This is a genomic window from Sphingomonas sp., assembly GCF_032114135.1.
In the GTDB taxonomy this organism is placed as follows: domain Bacteria; phylum Pseudomonadota; class Alphaproteobacteria; order Sphingomonadales; family Sphingomonadaceae; genus Sphingomonas.
The window spans coordinates 232,172-253,306 of sequence record NZ_DAMCTA010000002.1 but is presented as its reverse complement, the minus strand read 5'-3'; the positions used below and the strand labels follow the sequence as shown (position 1 = coordinate 253,306).

Annotated in this window: 15 protein-coding genes; 8 read left to right on the top strand and 7 right to left on the bottom strand. The window is 67.2% G+C overall.

What is annotated here, in order from left to right; translation table 11 throughout:
- Positions 1–31: 31 nt before the first annotated feature.
- Positions 32–1,381, bottom strand: a complete 1,350-nt coding sequence (locus RT655_RS13195; RefSeq protein WP_313537508.1) for a DUF4157 domain-containing protein — start codon at positions 1,379–1,381, stop codon at positions 32–34.
- Positions 1,378–1,869: a GNAT family N-acetyltransferase gene (locus RT655_RS13190; protein ID WP_313537506.1), complete on the bottom strand. Its 492-nt coding sequence runs from the start codon at positions 1,867–1,869 to the stop codon at positions 1,378–1,380. Before RT655_RS13190 ends, RT655_RS13195 begins: the two co-directional genes overlap by 4 nt.
- Positions 1,870–2,045: 176 nt before the next feature.
- Between RT655_RS13190 and RT655_RS13185 the strand changes: the two genes are divergently transcribed.
- The 4 genes from RT655_RS13185 to RT655_RS13170 all read left to right on the top strand — a co-directional run bounded on the left by RT655_RS13185 (position 2,046) and on the right by RT655_RS13170 (position 6,150).
- Entirely contained in the window at positions 2,046–2,705 is a 660-nt protein-coding gene (locus RT655_RS13185; RefSeq protein ID WP_313537505.1) for a hypothetical protein, read from the top strand.
- Between the two features lie 377 nt (positions 2,706–3,082).
- The gene (locus RT655_RS13180) at positions 3,083–3,718 is read left to right on the top strand and encodes a DUF47 family protein (protein WP_313537503.1); all 636 of its coding nucleotides are present in this window, start codon (positions 3,083–3,085) and stop codon (positions 3,716–3,718) included.
- A gap of 15 nt (positions 3,719–3,733) precedes the next feature.
- A complete protein-coding gene (locus RT655_RS13175) occupies positions 3,734–4,744 on the top strand; it encodes an inorganic phosphate transporter (RefSeq protein WP_313537501.1) in 1,011 nt (336 codons plus the stop codon).
- On the top strand, positions 4,741–6,150 hold the full coding sequence (locus tag RT655_RS13170; RefSeq protein ID WP_313537499.1) for an alginate export family protein: 1,410 nt from the start codon (positions 4,741–4,743) through the stop codon (positions 6,148–6,150). Before RT655_RS13175 ends, RT655_RS13170 begins: the two co-directional genes overlap by 4 nt.
- Positions 6,151–6,205: 55 nt before the next feature.
- Here the strand turns inward: RT655_RS13170 and RT655_RS13165 are convergent, their stop codons facing one another.
- Genes RT655_RS13165 through RT655_RS13150 form a run of 4 tightly spaced genes read right to left on the bottom strand, consistent with a single transcriptional unit; the run spans position 6,206 to position 10,824 of the window.
- Positions 6,206–6,952: an HAD-IIB family hydrolase gene (locus RT655_RS13165; RefSeq protein WP_313537497.1), complete on the bottom strand. Its 747-nt coding sequence runs from the start codon at positions 6,950–6,952 to the stop codon at positions 6,206–6,208.
- Between the two features lie 43 nt (positions 6,953–6,995).
- Positions 6,996–9,335 (bottom strand): xanthine dehydrogenase family protein molybdopterin-binding subunit, encoded by a 2,340-nt coding sequence (locus RT655_RS13160; protein ID WP_313537495.1) that lies wholly within the window; start codon positions 9,333–9,335, stop codon positions 6,996–6,998.
- A complete protein-coding gene (locus RT655_RS13155) occupies positions 9,332–10,321 on the bottom strand; it encodes a xanthine dehydrogenase family protein subunit M (RefSeq protein ID WP_313537494.1) in 990 nt (329 codons plus the stop codon). Before RT655_RS13155 ends, RT655_RS13160 begins: the two co-directional genes overlap by 4 nt.
- Positions 10,318–10,824 (bottom strand): 2Fe-2S iron-sulfur cluster-binding protein, encoded by a 507-nt coding sequence (locus RT655_RS13150; RefSeq protein WP_313537492.1) that lies wholly within the window; start codon positions 10,822–10,824, stop codon positions 10,318–10,320. Before RT655_RS13150 ends, RT655_RS13155 begins: the two co-directional genes overlap by 4 nt.
- A 639-nt stretch (positions 10,825–11,463) precedes the next feature.
- On the opposite strand from RT655_RS13150, the gene RT655_RS13145 reads away from it, so the two are divergent.
- The 4 genes from RT655_RS13145 to RT655_RS13130 all read left to right on the top strand — a co-directional run bounded on the left by RT655_RS13145 (position 11,464) and on the right by RT655_RS13130 (position 20,042).
- A complete protein-coding gene (locus tag RT655_RS13145; RefSeq protein ID WP_313537490.1) occupies positions 11,464–15,291 on the top strand; it encodes a PAS domain-containing protein in 3,828 nt (1,275 codons plus the stop codon).
- Between the two features lie 571 nt (positions 15,292–15,862).
- On the top strand, positions 15,863–16,378 hold the full coding sequence (locus RT655_RS13140; protein ID WP_313537488.1) for a hypothetical protein: 516 nt from the start codon (positions 15,863–15,865) through the stop codon (positions 16,376–16,378).
- Positions 16,379–16,591: 213 nt separating this feature from the next.
- Complete coding sequence (locus RT655_RS13135; RefSeq protein ID WP_313537486.1) at positions 16,592–18,835, top strand: TonB-dependent receptor; 2,244 nt, start codon at positions 16,592–16,594, stop codon at positions 18,833–18,835.
- Entirely contained in the window at positions 18,816–20,042 is a 1,227-nt protein-coding gene (locus tag RT655_RS13130) for an MFS transporter (protein ID WP_313537484.1), read from the top strand. Before RT655_RS13135 ends, RT655_RS13130 begins: the two co-directional genes overlap by 20 nt.
- Here the strand turns inward: RT655_RS13130 and RT655_RS13125 are convergent.
- On the bottom strand, positions 20,024–21,127 hold the full coding sequence (locus tag RT655_RS13125) for a Gfo/Idh/MocA family oxidoreductase (RefSeq protein ID WP_313537482.1): 1,104 nt from the start codon (positions 21,125–21,127) through the stop codon (positions 20,024–20,026). The two genes, RT655_RS13130 and RT655_RS13125, sit on opposite strands and share 19 nt — an antisense overlap.
- Positions 21,128–21,135: the final 8 nt, after the last annotated feature.

Here is a 21,135-nt window from a genome sequence, read left to right as displayed (position 1 = left end):
TCGCGTTATTTAACGACCATATCGTCTCGGATTAGTATATATTCCCCACACCCCCTTGCGTGAGCGCATTCAATTGATAAGGCGCATAAGTCGTTCCATGCACCAATCCGTTTACTAGCGCACCATTACTTGCTCTGAATGGGTTATCGCCATAGGATTTATAAAATCCATCCCAAGGCTCACGCCATCTTTCGAACAACCTCCTGCTTGTTCCAGTCACGTTATATATTGTTTTGATCTTATAATGTCGCATCAGGGCATTATAAGCCCACCAGCACTCGGCACAATGCTGTACATCGCTACTTATTATTAACCCGAGATCATGAGGACTATGCTTATTCTCCAACGCAAAAACAGCATGCCGCAAAATCTGGTTAGCTTCAGCATGCGCATTTGAACTCAAAACTGCTGGTCGACTTAGGTTAACATTTTTTAGACGCCGCACGGTGTTACTGTAGGGCTGATTTTGCTCATTATCATCCCAATATTTGACTACGTCACTCGCCTTCGATTTGCCAATATATCCCGTCGCAGAATTGATGGATGACCATAAAACGTCCGACCCTTCCGACCATCCAACTGAATATACTGTTGATCCTGAAAACGGTACGTCAGCTCCTTTATACTCCTGCGCAAATATTTTTACAATATTCTCCGTTATGTTTGCTGTAGCGTCATCATAACCAAAGACTACCGGGAGTTGAGCACGCTGGAGGGATCGTGATGATGCATTAATTTTCATTCGTTGCTGGGCCGAACCGTTGCCGGGCGCCATCTTATACAAGCTCGTCGCCTGAAAGACCGCCGCCCGCATCCCCAGCCGGTCGGCCTCCGCCTCCAGCGCATAGTCCTGCACCACCGATACCCCGCTGCCCGGCGCCTTCACCCGGCCCTGGCGCTGCTGCACCACATGCGCGAGTTCGTGGCCGAGCAATTGCTGGCCCTGCACCGTCTCCGGGCGATATTGCCCCGGCGCGAAATAGATGTCGTGGCCGGTGGTGAAGGCGATCGCGCCGATCCGCGCCGCCTGGGGTCCCTCATGCACCCGCACCCGAGAGAAATCGGTGCCGAAGGCAGCCTCCATCTTGGCGCGCACCGCATCGGGTAGCGGACGCCCGCGCCCCTGACCCAGCCCGAGCCGCACCGGATCGACCGCGAAGCTCTCCGCGGCGCCATGCGCCTGCAGCGCGCGGGAGGGCGGCATCGGCGCCCCCCTTGCCTGGAGCGCCTGCCCCGCCAGCGGCGGTGGCCCGGCGAGGCCCGGCGGCGCCTTGGCCTGCACCGCCCCGGCAAGCGTCGGCGCGCCGACGGGCCGCATCTGCGCTAGTTGCGGTCCCGGTTGCCCGCCGAGATAGCGCGCCTGGATCACACCTCCGCTCATCGCCCCTGCCCCCTGCCCATCAATCGTGCGACCGGGATTTCCAGCTGCGGCTGACCGCGCCCGTCGACGCCGACCTGGCGAAACCCGAGATCGCGGTACCAGCGGGTCAGCCGGCCGCTGCCATTGTCCTGCGCTTCTAGCACCAGCTTGTGGCTGCCGGCGCGGAATCCCGCCTGCGCCGCCGATGCGAGCAGTTGCACACCGATGCCACGATCGCGATAGCGCGCCTCGACACCGAGATCGGTGACGCGCGCCGCGGGGCCGCCGGTATGCACCACCGCCGATCCCACCGTCCGCCCGTCACTCGCGGCCGCCACCCGCACGCGCCCGCCGCCCTGCTGTGTCGGCGGCAGTAGCCGCGCAAGCGGCGCCTTGGCCTGCACGGGACGCGGCCCGCCGGCAAAGGCCGGCGCCGGCGGGCCGACGCGGCCCGGCAGCGTGCCCGGCCCGGCTCCAGCCGGCTGCCCTCGAAACTTCGCATGCACCACGCGGCGAGTCCTCTAGTAGAAACAGTCACGACATATACCACAAAATGGTATCACGAGAACGAAGAATCACAAGTAAAGACCCGCGTATACTTGTCAGAAGCGCTTGGCGCGGTACGCGAACTCTTGTACACGCCAAGATCAGCCATTCGCGCAACAGGAGGCGACGCGCAGACACCGTGCACCGCCGTTTCCCACCCCCGCCCGGCGCACCCACGCCTCCCGGCGCCCCGATCCAGCGCCACGTCGGCGGAGCCGGGCTCGCCGCGCACCAGCGCATCGTGCGGCCGCCAGCGCGCGCGGGGGCCCAGGCGCAGGAATTGGTCGCCCAGCCCGGCGGCACCTTCGCGATGCGCTCGGCCGAGCGACAGACGCTGGCACCACCTTCCGGCACCTTCAACTTCGTGCGGGTGGGCGGCGATACGCCGCGCGCGCAGGCGACTCTGATCAGCTCCGGACTTCCGCATGCCCAGATCGCCGGCGGCCGCCCCGTTGTCTATGCCGGCACCGCGCGGTTCAAGCGCGGCGCGATCGACTGGTGGAGCAATTATTCAGGCACCTACCAGCCGATCGCCGCCTATTGCGCGCGCGCCGGGTTACCTGAGGACAAGTTCGTGCCGTGGCAACGGCTCGCGCTGGGCGGCGTCGCGATGCAGCGCGGCGCCTTTACCGAACGCCGCCCTGCGGCCCCGCCGCCCCTGCCGGCGCGCAAGCCCCCGGCAGCGCTCGACGAACGTCCGGCACGCCCGCAAGTGGGGGCGGCAGGAGACGCCAAATTGGCGAAGGACACCGGGCCGGCTGCATCGAGCCCCGCCGCCCTGCGCAACGAGAAGACGTAGCCCTCGCGCCCAGCGGCGGCATGTGTGCGCGGACGCTCTGCACTGTGGCCCTCGCCCGGGGCCTCCTTTCCGACAGCGCTGAAGAGGGTGGGCGCGCGCGGCGAGGCGCATCGTGGGCGTGGCGCAATTGCTCGGCCTTCCCGCCCCCGCACCATTCGCAACGCATTTGATGGGGATGCCGCCCCGCTGCCCTGATTTTGGCGTGCGGGCCCAGGAGAATCCAGATGATTTCCAACACGGGCGGTCCGAACCAGCGGTTGTGACAAGATCATGACTTTCGTCCAAAATATTTGCCGGAACCTAAATGCTTTCAGTGGCTTGTCGCACCATCCAGCCTGCCGATCCCGGTATGCCGTGACGAAGTAATGGAAGCTGCCATGACCAATTGGCTTCGTTCTATTTTACCGCGCGAGGAAAAGTTCTTTCCGTTGTTCGATGCGCATGCCGAGCATATCGCGCGAGGCGCCGCGCAATTGCAGGCAATATTAGCAAATCCCGGCGAATCTGCCCCCTTCGATCAGCTGGAACGGACCATTGCGGAAGGCGACAAGCTCAACCGCCAGGTGCTGGAGCGGCTGCGCGCCTCGTTCGTCGTCCCGTTTGATCGGGCCGACATCAAGGAGATGACGGTCGCGATGCAAGCGGCGCTCAAGGCGATGATGGGTGCTGCCACCGCGCGACGCTCGCCGCGACTGGACGGCGCGGCGTCGCTGCTGCCGCCGTTCGGCGAGCGGATCGTCGCGCTGGGGGACAATGTGCGCCAGGCGATCCCGTTGCTGGAGGCGTTGGACCGCAATACCGAACAGCTCCATCAGATCTGCCAGCGGATCGGCGATGGCTATGCCGCCCTGGTCGAGCAGCGCGACGCGGCGATGATGCAGCTGTTCGACGGCGGCAGCGATCCGGTGGCGATGCTCGCGGCCGTCCGGTTGCTCGAGCGCGTCACGATGGTCGCCGAGCGGCTGGACGGCGTCGCCGACCGCATCGACGATCTCGTGCTCGACTACGTCTAGGAAAGGGCAGCCCGCATGGACGCCGGACAGCTCCCCTTCGCCCTGCTCATCGCGCTGATCGCGATCGCACTTCTGTTCGACATGATGAACGGATTGCACGATGCCGCCAATTCGATCGCGACGATCGTGTCCACCAACGTGCTGTCGCCGCGCGCCGCCGTGGTGTGGGCTGCGTTCTTCAACTTCATCGCGTTTCTGGTCTTCGGCCTCGCGGTCGCCAAGACAATGGGGACGGGCATCGTTTCCGAAAAGGCGATCGACGTCACCGTGCTGTTCGGCGCGCTCGTCGGGGCGATCGTCTGGGACGCGATCACCTGGTGGTGGGCGATGCCTTCCAGCTCGTCGCACGCGCTGGTCGGCGGCATGGTGGGCGCGGGCCTTGCCAAGGGCGGGACCGCCGCGATCGTCTGGGGCGGCGTGCTCAAGACGGTGATCGCGATCGTCCTGTCGCCGCTGGTAGGCTTTGCGCTTGCGGTGTTGCTCACCGCGCTCACCACTTGGGTGGTGCGGCGGTTCAACCCCTACAAGGTCGATCGCAGCTTCCGCGTCCTGCAATTCTGCTCGGCGTCGCTCTACTCGCTGGGGCATGGCGGCAATGACGCGCAGAAGACGATGGGGATCATCGCCGCGCTGCTGTTCACGCAAGGCTATCTCAAGGGCGGCTTCCATGTGCCGCTCTGGGTGGTACTCGCCTGCCATGCGGCGATGGCGCTGGGGACGATGATCGGCGGCTGGCGGATCATCCGGACGATGGGCATGCGGATCACCTCGCTCAAGCCGTTCCAAGGCTTTTCGGCCGAGCTCGGCGGCGCGATGACCATCTTCGCGGCGATCGGCTTTGGCACGCCGATCTCGACCACCCACACGATCGCCGGGGCGATCGCGGGCGTGGGCATGATGAAAAGCAGCTCGGCGGTGCGCTGGCCGATCGCGGGCGAAATGGTGTTCGCCTGGGTGCTCACCCTCCCCGCGGCGGCGGGGGTGGCAGCGTTGGTCTATTGGCTCACACATCTGGTGACGGGATGAAGATGCTTCGTATGTCCGCCGCCGCGCTGGCCGCAGCGCTGTGCAGCACGCCCGCCTGGGCGCAGTCGCCCCCGGCTTCGCCCGCCTCTTCCACCGAAAAGCCGGGGAAGGAGGAAACCGCTCCGCAAAAGGACGCGTCCGGCCTGATCCTGTCGCTCGCCAGCAGGGCGCGGTACGAGACAGTCGGCGGCCGCCCCCGCCCCGGCTATGCGACGTCGGAAGATGCGGTCCTGCTGCGCACCGGCGTGGCGATCGAATATGGCCCGGGCGCAGTCGGGATCGGGGGCGAGCTGATCGACAGCCGCGCCTATGACCTGGATCGGCGCAGCTTCATCCGGCGGGACGATATCAACGCGCTCGAAGTGCCTCAGGCCTATATCAAAGTGAGACTCGACGGCGTGCTGGGTCCACGCGGCAAGATCGCCGTGGAGGCCGGCCGTTTCCTGCTGAATTTCGGCTCGGGGCGGCTGATCGCCACCGATGAATATCGCAACACGGTCAACGGCTTCACCGGCCTTCGGGTCGATCTGGAGCCCGATGCCGATACCGAATTCGCCTTGTTCTACGTGCTGCCGCAGGAGCATCTCCCCAGCGCCGCCGAGGACGTCCGCCGCAACAAGGTGGTGTGGGATCGGGAAAGTTTCGATCGGGTGCTGTTCGGTCTCCACGCCCAGCGCAAGCGGCTGCCCGGCGGTCTGACGGGGGAACTCGCTTATTACCGGCTCGCCGAGCGGGATGCGCCAGGCCACCCCACGGCAGACCGCCGCCTGCACAATCTCGACGCGCGGCTCGCGCGTGAACCGAAGACCGGCACGGTCGATTACGATGCCGAAGCGGTCTACCAGTTCGGCTGGGCCAGTTCGGGGACCGAACCCGAAAAGACGCCGGGGCGCGTCTCGGCCGGTTTCGCGCATGCCGCCATCGGCTATAGTTTCGACACCCCCCTCAAGCTGCGGCTCGGCCTGTTCTACGACGTCGCCAGCGGCGATCGTGCCGGCCGCAGGTTCGGCCGGTTCGACACCCTGTTCGGCAGCCGCCGCGACGATCTCGGCCCGTCCGGCAGCTATGCGATGGTGGCGCGCGAGAATATCAGCGCGCCCGGCATTCGTGCCGAGGTGAAGCCGGGCAAGCGCTTCGAGGTACTGGCGGATTATCGCCCCATCTGGCTGGCGTCCCGCTATGATCGCTTTGCCGGGGTGAGCGATCCCAGCGGCCGATCCGGCAGCTTCGCCGGGCACCAGGTCGAAGGCCGCGTGCGCTATTGGCTGATCCCCGACCATCTGCGGCTCGAGTCGAACTTCGCGCTGCTGCGCAAGGGCGGCTTCCTGCGGAACGCGCCCGGGGCCCTGGCGACCAACAGCCGCATGGTGCGCTTCCTGGAAGCCAATGTGCAGGTGACCTTTTGACCCGCGCGCTTCGCTGATCGGTGTGCGCATGCCCCCCCCCCGGATGGGGGCGGTATTAACGGGTCCAGGCGACGACCGCGTCCAGGATCGCCCCTGTCTCGGCGGGGTCGCGCACGCGCACGCTGTCGATTCCTGCGGCGCGCACCGGGTCGTCATTGCCGCCGGGATAGATCGCATCTCCGAAGAACAGGATCGCCTCCCGCGCGACCGCGGCATGCTCCACCAGCCGATCGATGGCGTAGGCCTTGTCGACGCCGTCGCGGGTGATGTCGAGCGACGTCGTGCCCCCAATCCGGACCGAGAAGCCCGGCAACCGCGCGGCAAGCGTGGCTTGCAACGCCGATCGCTTGGCCTGATCGGGATCCCAGGTCTTTTTCGCGTCGACCGGTGCCTGCTGCCCCAGCGCTGAAAAGGTTATCTGGGTCCCGCGATCCTCGATCTGCGGACCCCATAGCTGCGCCGGGACCAGCCCAGCATCAGCAACCGCCTGTTCCAGCGCCGTCACGATACGGGTGCGCTCGGCGGGCGTGAAGGATTCCGCATAGAGCTGCTGCCACGCGCCCTCGCAGAACCGGTACAGCTTGGCGCCAGTGGTCGGCATGATGAACAGCCGCTCCAGCCTGGTGGCGGGCGGCAGTCGGGAAATGACCTGCAGCTCGAACTGCGGCCAGTCCCCGCCGGAGATCACCGCCACCATCGCGATGTCGAGCAGAGCCTTCAGCCGGGCGGCCATGGACGGATCGAGCGGCTGCTTGCTCTCGGCGAGCGTGCCGTCGAGATCGAAGGCGACGAGCTGCTTCACGCGCGCCGCCCCAACGGCCGGGCGAATTCCTCTACCGACCCGATCAAAGCAGCTTGTCGAGCGTGATCGGCAACTCCCGCACCCGCTTGCCCGTCGCGTTGTAGATTGCGTTGGCCACCGCGGCGGCGACCCCGGTGATGCCGATCTCGCCGACGCCGTGCGCGCCCATCGGGGTGTGTGGATCGGGAATGTCGGTCCAGATCACGTCGATCACGGGGACGTCGAGATGCACCGGCACATGATATTCGGCCAGGCTGGGGTTCATGATGCGGCCGTTCCGCTCGTCGAACTGGGTCTCCTCCATCAGCGCCATGCCCAGCCCCATGATGATGCCGCCGCGGAACTGGCTGGCCGCGGTCTTGGGGTTGAGGATGCGGCCGCAATCGAACGAGCCGAGGAAGCGGCGCACCCGCGTCTCGCCGGTGACGGTATTGACGGCCACCTCGCAGAATAGCGCGCTGTGCGAATGCATCGACCAATGCATCGTCTCCAGCGGCATCGATCCCGCCTTGGTGACGGTGATCCCGTCCCGCTGCGCCCGCGCGAGGATGGAGGCATAGCGCTCGCGGCGGCCGGGATCGGCCAGCGCGGCGATCCCGCCCTCGTCACAGCCGACATCCTGCGCCGACAGGCCCGCCAGCGGGGAATCGTTGCCGGCCAGCTTGAGCAGTTCGCCGATCAGTTCGGCATGCGCCGCGATCACCGCCGCGCCGATCGCCGCGGTCTGCTGCGAGCCGCCCGCCATGATCGCTCCGGGAATGGCGGAGTCGCCATAGACGACCTCGACCTGCTCGATAGCGAGACCCAACCGCTCGGCCGCGACCAGCGCGGTGGTGGTGGCGGTACCCATGCCCATTTCGGCGGCGGCAACCTCCACCTTGGCGCGCACGTCGTCGCCATCGCGGGACAGGGTGATGCGGGCTTCGGCGCCTGGCATCCGGTAATAGGGATAGGTGCCGGTCGCACAGCCCAGGCCGATGTGCCACTCGCCTTCCCGGCGCGTGCCGGCGGCAGAACGGTCCGCCCATCCGAAGCGTTCGGCACCGCTGCGCCAGGCCTCGGCAATGTGGCGCGAGGAAAAGGGCCGGCCATTGACCGGGTCCTTTTCGGGCTCGTTGCGAAGGCGCAGCTCGACGGGATCGATCCCGAGCTGGACGGCGAGTTCGTCGATCGCCGATTCGAGCGCGAAGGTGCCGACCGCCTCGCCCGGTGCGCGCATGAAGGTGTTGGCGAGCGTGTTCATCCGCGTGACCTCCACCTTCAGCAGCATGTTGGGCGACGCATAGGCGGCCTGGCTGCCGAGGATGAACGGCTCGGGCATGTTGTTGTGCGGCGTCATCACCGAAAGGCCGGTGTGGATCAGCGCCTCGAAGCTTCCGTCGGCGCGTGCGCCGATCGCCACCCGCTGCTCGGTCAGCGACCGCCCGCCGACCACCCGGTACACGCCCTCGCGCGAGAGGGCGATGCGTACCGGCCGGCCCGAGAGCCGCGCCGCCGCGGCGCCGATGATCTGGTGATCCCACAATCCCTTGCTGCCGAACCCCCCGCCGACATAGGGCGAGGTCAGCCGAACCTGCTCGGTCTCCAGCCCGAACACGTCCGCCAGCGTCTGCGCCTGCTGCGTGACCATCTGGCTCGCATCGTGGATCATCAGCGTGTCGCCGTTCCACGCCATCGTGGCGGCGTGCGGCTCGATCGGATTATGGTTGTGCCGCGGCGTGGAGTAGACGTGATCGACCTTGTGCGGCGCCGCCGCGAAGGCCGCCTCGGCATCGCCGACCTCGTTCAGCAGCGGCCGGCCCATGAAGAGGCCCTGCTCGATACCCCTCGCCTTCGCGTCGGCGAGCGAGGTCGTCGACGCCTCCGCATCGTAGCGAAACTGCAGCAGCGTCGCCGCATGATCGGCCTGCTCCTGCGTTTCGGCGAGCACGCAGGCGATGGGCTGGCCGTTCCAGTGCACGCGGTCGTCCTGCAGCACCGGCAGGTCTGCGGGACCCACGCCGGTCGGCGACGAGCCGAAGGCGGGCGGCGGTGCCATGCGCGGGGCGTTGCGATGCGTCATCACCAGCACCACGCCCGGCGCAGCTTCCGCCGCGATGCTATCGATCGAAGCGACGCGGCCGCGCGCGATCGTGGCATAGGCGAGCGCGGCATAGACCATGTTTTCGAAGCGGTGCTCGGCCGCGAACGCCGCCGTCCCCGTCACCTTAAGCGCACCGTCCAGTCGCGATACCGGCTTGCCGATCTGCCCGTGCTTGCGGGCGATCAGCGGATCGGGCACCCCGCCGGGGATCCAGCTGTCGGGCGCGAGCGGCACCAGCCGCTCCATCGCGCTTTGCACCAGGCCTTGTGCCGCCTGCTTGGCGTTCTCGACGATGCTCACGCCGTCTCTCCCGTTGCGAGGGATTGCAACACTGCCGCCAGCGTGCGCCCGGCCAGCGCCGGCTTGAATGCGTTGTCGCGGAGCGGCGTGGCATCTTCGAATTCCAGCGCCGCCGCGTCCACAAAAGCCTGGTGCGTCGCCGGCCCGCCGCGGAGCGCCGCCTCCGCCTTTGTCGCCCGCCAAGGCTTGTGGGCGACGCCGCCGAACGCGATCCGCACATCCGCGATGCGATCCCCGTCGAGATCAAGCGCCGCAGCGACCGAAATCAGCGCGAACGCATAGCTCGCCCGGTCCCGCACCTTGCGATAGGTCGACGTCGCGCCGAACGCGAGCGGCGGCAACTCGACGGCGTCGATCAGTTCGCCCTGTGCAAGAACGGTATCGCGCTCGGGCGCATCGCCGGGGAGACGGTGGAGGTCGCCGAACGCGATGCGGCGCGAACCCGACGGGCCCGTCACATGGACGATCGCGTCCAAGGCGGCCAGCGCCACGCACATATCCGAGGGGTGCGTCGCCACACATGCATCCGATGCGCCCAGCACCGCGTGGATGCGGTTGAATCCCTCCCGCGCGTCGCAGCCCGATCCGGGCACTCGCTTGTTGCAGCGGGATCCGTCGGTGTCGTAGAAATAGGTGCAGCGGGTCCGCTGCAGCAGATTGCCGCCCACGGTCGCCATGTTGCGGATTTGTGCCGATGCCCCGGCGAGGATCGCCCGCGACAGCATCGGATAGCGTGCCCGCACCGCGCGATGCTCGGCAAGCGCCGTGTTGCGCACCGCGGCGCCGATGATCAGGCCGCCGGCATCCGTCTCCTCGATCGTCGCGGGAAGCGCGGTCACGTCCACCAGCCGTTCGGGTCGGGCCACCGTCTCGCGCATAAGGTCGACGATGTTGGTCCCGCCCCCAAGGAAGACGGTGCCGGGCGTCGCGCCCAGTCGCAGGGCCTCGGCCGCGTCGGCTGCGCGAAGATACGCGAAGGGGGTCATGCCCCGACCTCCGCCGCGAGCGTGGCGTGGATCGCATCGATGATCCCGTTGTGCGCGCCGCAGCGGCACAGATTGCCGCTCATGCGCTCCTGGATCTCCTCGCGGGTGAGCGTCACCTCGGCGGCGAGCTCGCCCGTCACATGGCTGGGGACGCCGCGCCCGGCCTCGGCGGCCATGCCCAAGGCCGAACAGATTTGCCCCGGCGTGCAATAGCCGCACTGGAACCCGTCATGCTCGATGAACGCGACCTGCAGCGGGTGGAGCGCGTCCGCGCCTGCCAGGCCTTCGATCGTCGTCACCGCGCGGCCGTCCACCTGTACCGCCAGCGTCAGGCAGGCGAGCACGCGCTCGCCATCCACCAGCACCGTGCAGGCGCCGCATGCACCCTGGTTGCAGCCTTTCTTGGTGCCGGTGAGGTGCAGTTCCTCGCGCAGCAGGTCGAGTAACGACGTGCGAGGATCGGCGGGTGCCGATACCTTCGCCCCATTCACGATGAGCGACATCCCGATCCTCCGGTGCAAGGCTTGCAAGCCGATAACGACAGGCGCCGCAATTGGTGCCGCGCCGGGCATCCGCAACATGTTCACTGGAAGAAGCGCCGGATCAAGGGGCATTGCCCGGCATGTCATGTGCCGCCCGCCAAGGCTCGATCCGTTGCGGCTACAACGAGCAGCCAACTCCCCCCGCCCCCGGCGTTCGGTCCCCGAACGACGAAGGGCCGCCCCATCGCTGGAGCGGCCCTTCCATTGCCAGCCACGAAAGGCCGCAGTCAGTCTCGGGTCGCCTCGGTGAGGTTCGCCATGCTCATGAGATCCGTCTTTCGCGGCGTGTGACAATGAGACATTCGACCACCTCCTTTCAGTTGTTGAACAAGACCTCGGATATTGCCCTGCCCTCATAAATTTCAAGGATAGCAGACATTTGCGCGGAAATTTATCGCCCGAGCCGTCGTCACTGCAGCCGACGACAGCGGCTGGCGGCGAGGGCGACCTTGCCCTAAGGAGGGCATCGCAGCGGCGTGCCTGAAACTGCAGCCACGCCGAACCAATCGCGCATCGATGGGTTCTCCGATACTGGAATGGAGCGGCGTGTCGCAACAGGTCTGCCTGTACATTGGTCGGGTTCGGCAAGGAGAATACAACGTGGCCGAGGCTCGGGCGGAAAGCTTCATCGATGGTCTGCTCCGGTTCGATGGCGCACTGGGCCGTATGGTCGCTCAGCATGACTGGGCGCAGACGGCGATCGGCCCGATCCAGGGCTGGCCCGAAAGCCTGAAGACGACCGTGGGAATCATCCTGCTGTCCCCCCTGCCCATGGCACTGCTCTGGGGCGAGGACGGCGTCATGGTCTATAACGACGCCTATGCGGTCCTCGCCGGCGGAAGGCATCCGGCGCTGCTGGGCATGCGCGTGCGCGAAGCATGGCCGGAGATCGCGGACTTCAACGACAATGTGATGCGCGTGGGATTGGCGGGCGGTCGTCTCGCCTATCGCGACCAGCCGCTGACGCTGTATCGGCATGGTCTGGCCGAACAGATGTTCATGAACCTCGATTATTCGCCGGTATTGGGCGAAAATGGTCGCCCGGCCGGCATTCTTGCGGTCGCGGTGGAAACGACCGAGCATGTCGCGGCCAAACGAACGATCGAAACCGAACGTGACCGCGCAACGGAGATATTGGAGAGCATTTCCGACGCCTTCTACGCGGTGGACCGCGATTGGCGGTTCACCTACGTAAACCACAAGGCAGCAGAATGGCTGGGCCGTCCTGCCGCCGAGCTCCTCGGCAAACATTGCTGGACGGAGTTTCCGCAGGCCGTCGGCGGGGAGGCGTGGGAAGCGCATCTGCGCGCGATGCGCGACCGTGCAACCGCGCAGTTCGAGATGCTGTCGCGGATCCTGCAGCGCTGGGTAGGCGTCGACATCCATCCCACGGCCAGCGGCGGCCTCTCGGTCTATTTCCGTGACATCGGCGACCAGAAGCGCGCGGAGGAGCGGGTGCGCGAGAGCGAGGGCCGCTATCGGCAGATCGTCGAAGGGGCCGAGGATTTCGCGATCACCACCGTCGACGAGCAGGGCCGGGTGGCGAGCTGGAACAGCGGAGCGGCGCGGATCACCGGCTTCGACGAGCACGACATCGTCGGCAAGCCCGGTTCGGCCCTCTTTACGCCCGAGGACTGCGCCGCCGGCGCGCCCGAGGACGAGCTGAACCGGACCAAGGCAGACGGCCGGTCCCTCAACGAACGCTGGCACCTGCGCAAGGACGGCAGCCGCTTCTGGGGTTCCGGGATGACAATGCGGCTGGACCAGCCCGGCGGGGGGTATCTGAAGATCTTCCGCGATCGTACCGCCGAGCATGTGGCCGAGGCGCGGCTGCGCCGCCGATCGGAGCAGCTCCAGGGTCTCGCCGAAACCGCCCATGCGGTGACGCGTGCGCAGACGCTGGAGGAAACGCTCGACGAGGTCACCCGCGCGGCACGCAGGATCGTCGGCACGCATCAGGCGGTTGTGAGCCTCACCCGAAGCGACGACTGGTCGCAGGTCATCCCCCATGTCCATCTGAGCGACGGCTATGCGGATTGGCGCGGCTATGCCACGCCGGCCGACGGATCGGGCATCTATGCGATGGTGTGCGAGACGAACCGCCCGATGCGGCTCACCCAGGCGGAACTCGTGGCGCATCCGCGGTGGCGCGGGTTCGGCACGCATGCCAAGGAGCATCCGCCGATGCGGGGCTGGCTGGCGGTGCCGCTGGTCGGGCGCGACGGCCGCAATCTCGGCCTGCTCCAGCTCTCGGACAAGGAAGACGGATCCGAGTTCGACGAAAGCGACGAGGCAATCACCGTGCAGCTCGCCCGCCAGGCGGCGGACGGGATCGAACGGGTGACGGCGCAGGCCGCGCTGCGCGACAGCCAGGCGCGCCAGGCGTTCCTCCTCGCGCTGTCCGATACGCTGCGCGCGCTGAAGTCGCCGGTCGACATCGCATCGGCGGCCGCGCAGCAGATTGCCGAGCAATATGGCCTCAGCCGCGTGTTCTATGCCGAATTCTTCGGCAGCCTGATGAAGGTCGAGCGCGACCATACCCGCGGCGTCGATTCGATCGTCGGCGAACACGAGCTGGCCGCGTTCGGCGAGCCGCTGTTGCGCGCCTATCACGAGAGCCCGGTCGTCCGGATCGACGATGTGCGGACCGATCCGCGGCTGAGCGACGATGCGCGCGGCGGGCTGCTGGCGCGGCAAGTCGGCGCCTATCTCGACGTGATATTGTTCGAGGACGAGCACTGGGTGAGCGTCCTGGCAATGCAGTGCACCACGGCGCGCAGCTGGTCGCCGGCCGAGGAGGAGCTGTTCCGCGAGATCGGCGAGCGGGTGAAGGCCGCGATCGAACGCGCCGCCGCCGAAGATCAGCTGCGCGAGCTGAACGAAACGCTGGAGCGCCGCGTCGCCGAGGCGCTCGCCGAGCGGAAGTTGCTGGCGGACCTTGTCGAGGGCACGGATGCCTTTGTGCAGGTGGTCGACCACGACTTTCGCTGGCTCGCGATCAATCGGGCTGCCGCGGACGAGTTCGCGCGCATCTACGGCATGCGTCCCAGGGTGGGGGATTCGATGCTCGATCTGCTCGCGGCGCGGCCCGAGCATCACGCCGCCGTCCAGCCCACCTGGCGACGGGCGCTGGCCGGGGAAGAATTCACCGAGATCGCCGAGTTCGGCGACTCGAACCATGATCGTCGCTTCTACGAGATGAAGCACAACGTGCTGCGGGACGCCCATGGCGTGCACATCGGTGCCTATCAGTTCGCGTACGACGTCACCGCCCGCATAGCCGAGCAACGACGGCTGGCCGAGGCCGAGGAGGCGCTGCGGCAGAGCCAGAAGATGGAGGCGATGGGCCAGCTGACCGGCGGCGTCGCGCACGACTTCAACAACCTGCTGACGCCGATCGTGGGCTCGCTCGACATGCTGCAGCGCCGCGGCATCGGCACCGAGCGCGAGCAGCGGCTGATTGCGGGCGCCGCGCAGTCGGCGGAGCGCGCCCGGACGCTCGTCCAGCGTCTGCTTGCCTTCGCGCGGCGCCAGCCGCTGCAACCGGTGGCGGTCGACGTCGCCAAGCTGGTCCAGGGCATGGGCGACCTCGTCTCGAGCACCACCGGGCCGCAGATCGAAGTCATCCTGGAAGCCAGCGACAGCCTGCCTGCCGCCAAGGCCGATCCGAACCAGCTGGAGATGGCGCTGCTCAACCTCGCGGTGAACGCGCGGGACGCCATGCCGGGCGGCGGCCTGCTGCGCATCTCCGCCGCGGCGGAGACGATCGGCCGCGGGCATCGTTCGGGGTTGAAGCCGGGCACCTATGTGAAGCTTGCCGTCGCCGATACCGGCGCGGGCATGGACGACGCCACGCTGGCGCGCGCGATCGAGCCGTTCTTCTCGACCAAGGGCGTCGGCAAGGGCACCGGGCTGGGCCTGTCGATGGTGCACGGGCTTGCCTCACAGCTCGGGGGCGGTCTTACCATCCATAGCCAGCTGGGCCGCGGCACGACGATCGAGCTGTGGCTGCCGCAGAGCGCGGAGATGCGGATGGCGGCAGAGCAGCCCATAGAGCATCCGCTCGCGCCGGTGGCACGCGGGATCGCCTTGCTGGTCGACGACGAGGAACTGGTGCGGCTGAGCACGGCCGACATGCTGACCGAGATCGGCTATGCCGTCATCGAGGCGGCTTCCGGTGAAGAAGCGATGCAGATCGTCACGAACGGCGTGGGATTCGACATTCTTCTGACCGACCATCTGATGCCGGGCATTACCGGCACCGACCTTGCCCGCCTGGTTCGAATGGCGCGTCCGGAGGTGCCGGCGCTGCTGGTATCGGGATATGCCGAAACGGATGGCGTCGACCCCGACCTTCCGCGCTTGATCAAGCCGTTCCGCAAGGATGAGCTCGCCTCCAGTCTCGCACACCTGCCCGGCTATGCCTGACGGGCCGGTAGGCCCGATGCAGATCGTCGCGATGTGCAAAAGTGGAGCGGCGGCGCGCTCGACCGCCGAACGTTCCCCGGCTTTTCCCGACCCGAGCGCGTGAAGAAGGTCGGCGTCATCGCCGCGACGCCGAGCTGTCATGAAATCGTATCCCCCGGTTTCTAGCGGTGCGCCATGAGAGTGAGCAAGGTTGCCTTCGAAGCTGCGATCGGGTCGGGATGGGCCCGGCTGCGCGATCAGATCACCCGCATGACTCACCGCGACGACGCCGAGGACCTGCTCCACGAGGCCTGGATCGGCCTTGCGGAGCGACAGGCGGCGCCAGCGAACGCGGCGGCGCTGCTCGCGCGCAGCGCCGCCAATCGCGGCATCGATGCCTATCGGCGCGAGCGGCGTATCGGCGCCATGCTGGTCGGTGATGCATCGCGCGCGGCGGAAACGGCCGCCGACCTTCGTCCGCTCCAGGACGAGATGTTGATCGCGCGGGACGATCACGGCCTCGTCGGACTCGCACGGCCCTTGGAGCGAGGGCGGCGCCGACTTCTGGCCCGGCGAATATGCCAAGACCTGGGTGTTCGCCGCGCCGCGCCCGGCCGACATCCTCGCCGGCCTGCGCGCCGGACGCGTCTTCGCCGCCACCGGGGATCTGATCGATCGGCTCGATTTTCGCCTTTCCAGCGTGCGGCATCCGCGGCGCGGCGCGGCGATGGGCGATACGCTCCTGCTCCATCCGGGCGATCCGCTGCGCGTGACGATCCGCCTCCGCCCCGCCCGCAAGCCCAATCCCGGCGGGCATGTGCCGCGTCTGGACCATGTCGATCTCATCCTCGGAAGCGCCATCCCCGGCGAAGACGACCACAATCCGACGACGCGATTGATCCGGCGCTTCACCGCGCGCGACTGGCGGCGCGAGGGCGACCTGCTGGTCGTGCGATATCGCCTGGCGTTGCAAGGCAGGGGCTATTTGCGGCTTCGCGGCACGAACACGCGGCAGGAAGAGCCCGCCCCCGATCTGGCAGGCGAAGATCCCTGGCAGGATCTTTGGTTCTACGCCAATCCGATATATTATCGGACGCGTGCCCGTTGACCGACTCACCGCATCATCGCGCCCGCTACCGCGCCGCCGCCCACACCGTTTAGACAATCCGCGCCGCTTCGCCTTTCGGCGCGCCCGCGAACCTTCTGGTTGGAAAGGTTTCCGCACACCGGAAAAGGCCTGCTTGGCCGCGCCCAAGCAAAGCTTATTCTCCTAGTCTCGGGCTGGGAATTACCAACGCCCGCAACATTGTAGGAGGATGGGATGGGGCGTATGTACGGCTGGGTGGTTGCGGGGCTTCTCGCAGGGGTCGCGCAACCGGCGCTGGCGCAGGCGCAGGACGTCGAAGCGACCGCAAAGGATGGATCGGGCGACATCGTCGTCACCGCGCGCTTCCGCAACGAGAACCTGCAGGACGTCCCGATCGCCGTGTCGGTCGTGAACGGCGATATCGCCGCCTCGCGCAACCTCAACACGCTGCAGGACCTCTCGACCGTCATCCCGACGGTGGATTTCCGCACCGGCCAGTCGAACAAGGACCGCACCGTATTCATCCGCGGCGTCGGCACGATCACCACCTCGCCGGGCGTGGAGAGCTCGGTCTCGACGGTGATCGACGGCGTGGTGCTGGTCCGCCCCGGCCAGGCGACGCTCGACCTGCTCGATCTCGACCATCTTGAGGTGCTGCGCGGGCCGCAGGGCACGCTGTTCGGCAAGAACGCCTCAGCGGGCGTGATCAACCTCGTCACCAAGGGCCCGACCAAGACCCAGACCGGATCGCTCGAAGGCGGCTATTACGAAGGCGGCGAGGGACGCATCAAGGGCACGGTCTCGGGCCCGATCACCAGCAATATCGGCTATACGCTGAGCGGGCTCTACGCCGCCTATCGCGGCAACGTCTACAATGTCGGCACCCGCAACTGGGTCAACGGCTATGACCGCTGGGGCGTGCGCGGCAAGATCGTCGCCAGGCCCAATGACGATGTGACGATTACCCTTGCCGGCGACTATCTCTACAATCGCGACGATACCCCGCAGGGCGTTTATGTCAGCTCCAGCCGGGTCGCCTACCCGACGGGCGTGGTGACGCCGAACGCGACTCTTGCCGGCCTGCTGACGCAGGAAGGCATCGCGCCGGGGGCGAACAACAAGCAGGTGAACACCAATTTCGACGCCGAGGTGCGCGACCGCAACTATGGCGGCTCGATCACGCTCGATTGGCGGCTGGGCGGCGGCTACACGCTCACCTCGATCACCGCCTATCGCGAGTGGAAGAACCACCAGACGCCGGATTGGGACGCGCGCGCGATCCTTGCCACCGGCTTCCCGCAGGGCCGCGACGACGGCACGGTCGACTTCGACCAGTTCTCGCAGGAGGTCCGCCTCGCCTCGCCGCAGGGCGGGCTGATCGACTATGTCGTCGGCGCCTATCTCCTCTCGGCCGATACCGACGAGCGCTACCGGCGCAGCGTCACCCAGCTGGTCGGCGGTGCGCCGGTGACCAACGCAGGCGAAGCGAACTACGGCATCCGATCCCAGAATCACGCGCTGTTCGGCGAGGCCAACCTCCACGCCACCGATGCGCTGACCTTCATCGCGGGCGGCCGGCTGATCCACGATTCGCTGACCTATTTCCACCGCCGGGTCTCGGACACGGCGACGGGCGTCGCGGGCATCCGCCCCAGCTTCGCCAGCAGCGGCAAGACCGATCGGGTGGACTACAGCGCACGCGCCGGCGTGCAGTACAAGCTGGCGCGCAACGCCAACACCTATTTCACTTTCTCGCGCGGCTATAAGGGGCCAGCGTACAACGTCTTCTTCAACATGCAGGCGTTCGACACCCAGCCGCTCGCGCCCGAAACCTCGACCAGCTACGAAGTCGGCCTCAAGGGCAGCCTGTTCGACGGGCGGGTGAGCGGCGGGATTGCCGCCTATCTCACCAACTATGACGGTTTCCAGGCCAATTATACCGACACCTACCTGGGTGCGATCGTCACCCGGCTGATCAACGCGGGCCGAGTACGGACCAAGGGCGTCGAGGCCGATCTGAACGCGCGGCCGACCGACCGGCTGACGCTCAACTTCGCGGTGGCGCGCACCGATGCGCGCATCCGCCACTTCAACTGCCCGGCGGCAACCAGCTGCACCTCCATCGACGGCGGCGCCCTGCCCTTCGCCCCCGACTGGAAGCTGAGCGGTGGCGCAGCGTGGAAGCTGCCGGTCACCGACGGACTCGCCGTCGAGCTGCAGACCGACGCGAGCTACAAGAGCAAGACGCAATATGCGATCACCCAGAACCCGGACACGATCCAGCCGGCCTATGGCCTTTGGAACGCCAGCATCGCGCTGATCGGCGGCGAGCGCTGGGAGCTGCGCGCACTGGTGAAGAACATCCTCGACCAGCATTATTCCAACTATCTGGTCTATGGCACCACCGCGGGCGTCGTCCGTTACGTGCCCCGTGACAATGATCGCTATGTCGGCCTGAATGCGCGAATCCGCTACTGACACCACCGCGGGAGCGCAGGGTCGCTGGGCGATCCTCGCGCTCGTGTTCGGCGCGGTGATGCTCAACTATGTCGACCGGCAGATCCTCGCGCTGCTCAAGCCCATGCTGCAGCGCGAGTTCCACTGGTCCGACCGCGACTATGCGCACATGGCCTCGGCCTTCCAGTTCGCCGCGGCGCTGGCCTTTCTGGGCACGGGCTGGTTCCTCGACCGGGTGGGGCTGCGACGCGGCTTCGCGCTGGGCGTGGCCGTGTGGAGCATCGCCGGCATGGCACATGCCTTCGCCACCACCGTCACCCAGTTCGTCGCCGCGCGAGCGGTGCTGGGCGCGGCGGAGTCGATCGGCACCCCGGCGGCGGTGAAGTCCGCCGCAACCTTCTTCCCGCCCGCCGAGCGCTCCCGCGCACTCGGCATCGGCAACACCGCCCCCAATTTCGGCGCGATCCTTACGCCGCTGCTGATCCCCGCCCTGGCGCTGGTGGTCGGCTGGAAGGGCAGCTTCCTGATCGCGGGCGGGCTCGGCCTCGTCTGGGTCGCGGTGTGGATGCGCTACGTGCCCGCCGCCGCGAGCGTGCGAGGCCCTCGCTCCGAAGTGCCGTGGCTGCACCTGCTGCGCGACCGGCGCACGCTCGCCATCGCCGTCGCCAAGGTGCTGAGCGATCAGGTCTGGTGGTTCCTGCTGTTCTGGACCCCGGACCTGTTCCACCGCCAGTTCGGGCTCGAACAAGGCGCGCTGGGGCTGCCGGTGGCGCTTGCCTACAGCCTCGCCGCGCTGGGCGCGATCAGCGGCGGCTGGGTGCCGGGCTGGCTGCTCGCCCGCGGCTGGGCGCCAGAGAAGGTGCGGCACGCGACGCTGCTCGGCTATGCGCTGCTCGTGCTGCCGATCCCGCTGGTGCTGGTGGCGAGCAATCCCTGGGTGGCCGCGTTGCTGCTCGGCCTCGCGCTGTTCGCCCACCAGGGCTTCTCGACCAACGTGTTCGGGCTGGCGACCGACATCATCCCCGCCAACCGCGTCGGATCGGTGATCGGCATCGGCGCCTTTGCCGGCAACCTGGCCGGCATGGCCATTCTCGAGCTCGCCGGCTGGTCGCTCGACAATGGCCATGGCTATGCGCCGATGTTCTGGATCGCCGCCTTCTCCTACCTTGCCGGTGCGCTGCTGGTGCGCTGGATCCTCCCGCGCACCGCCTATGCGGACGCGGGCTGACCCAGCAGCTCGGCCATGTCGACCACCCGGTGCTCGCGCAAAGAGATCTCCGCCGCCATGCCGATGGCAACGGCCTTCAGCCCGTCCTCGGCGGTGACCTCCACCGGCCCCTCCCCCCGCACCGCACGGGCGAAGGCCTGATGCTGGTAGAAGGTCGAGCCATGGTGCGACCCCGCCGCCAGCGCCGCCGGATCGACGGCGATCGTCCGCTTCTCGGGCGCCTTGGGATTGCCGAAGCCGGTGCGCGGCGACCGGGTGAGGACGCTGCCCGGGATGCTCACGTCGAGCCGGGCGATAGCGCCGGTCGCGACAATCTCCTCCTGCTCCTCGGCCCCTTCGGCGAACATGCACAGGTCGAGCAGCGCGCGGGTGCCGTCGGCGAAGTCCACGGTGGTGAAGCTGTTGTCGACAATATCCGGGGTGGCGCCGTCATAGCGTTCATCGAGATGGTTCACGTCCTGCGCGCCCGAGCAATAGACGCGTACCGGTTCGCTGCGGACGATGAAGCGCATCAGGTCGAAGAAATGGCAGCATTTCTCGACCATCGTGCCGCCAGTATTGCGGGCGAAGCGGTTCCAGTCGCCCACCTTCACCAGGAAGGGGAAGCGGTGCTCGCGCATCGCCAGCATGCGCAGCCGGCCGATCTCGCCGCCATGGACGCCCGCGATCAGCGCGGCGACCGGGGGCATGTAGCGATATTCCATCGCCGTCCAGAACACGGCCGAGTGGCGCGCGGCGCGCTCGGCGATCCAGCGGGCATCCTCGATCGTCGTCGCCAGCGGCTTCTCGCAGAGGATGTGGAGGCCGGCATCGAACAGCGGCGCCACAGTATCGCGATGGGTGAAGTTCGGGCTCGCGACGATCACCGCGTCGAGCCCGTCATGCTTGGCCAGCGCCTCGGCATCGCGGTAGGCGGTCACGTCCTGCGCCTTGCCGCCCAGCGCATCGCGTGCCCAGCCAAGCGAGGCCTCGACCGGATCGGCGATCGCCACCAGCTCCGCCCCGGGCGTGATCGCGAGATTGCGGATATGCTCCACCCCCATCATCCCGCACCCGACCAGACCATACCGAATTCGCGACGCCATACTCTTCT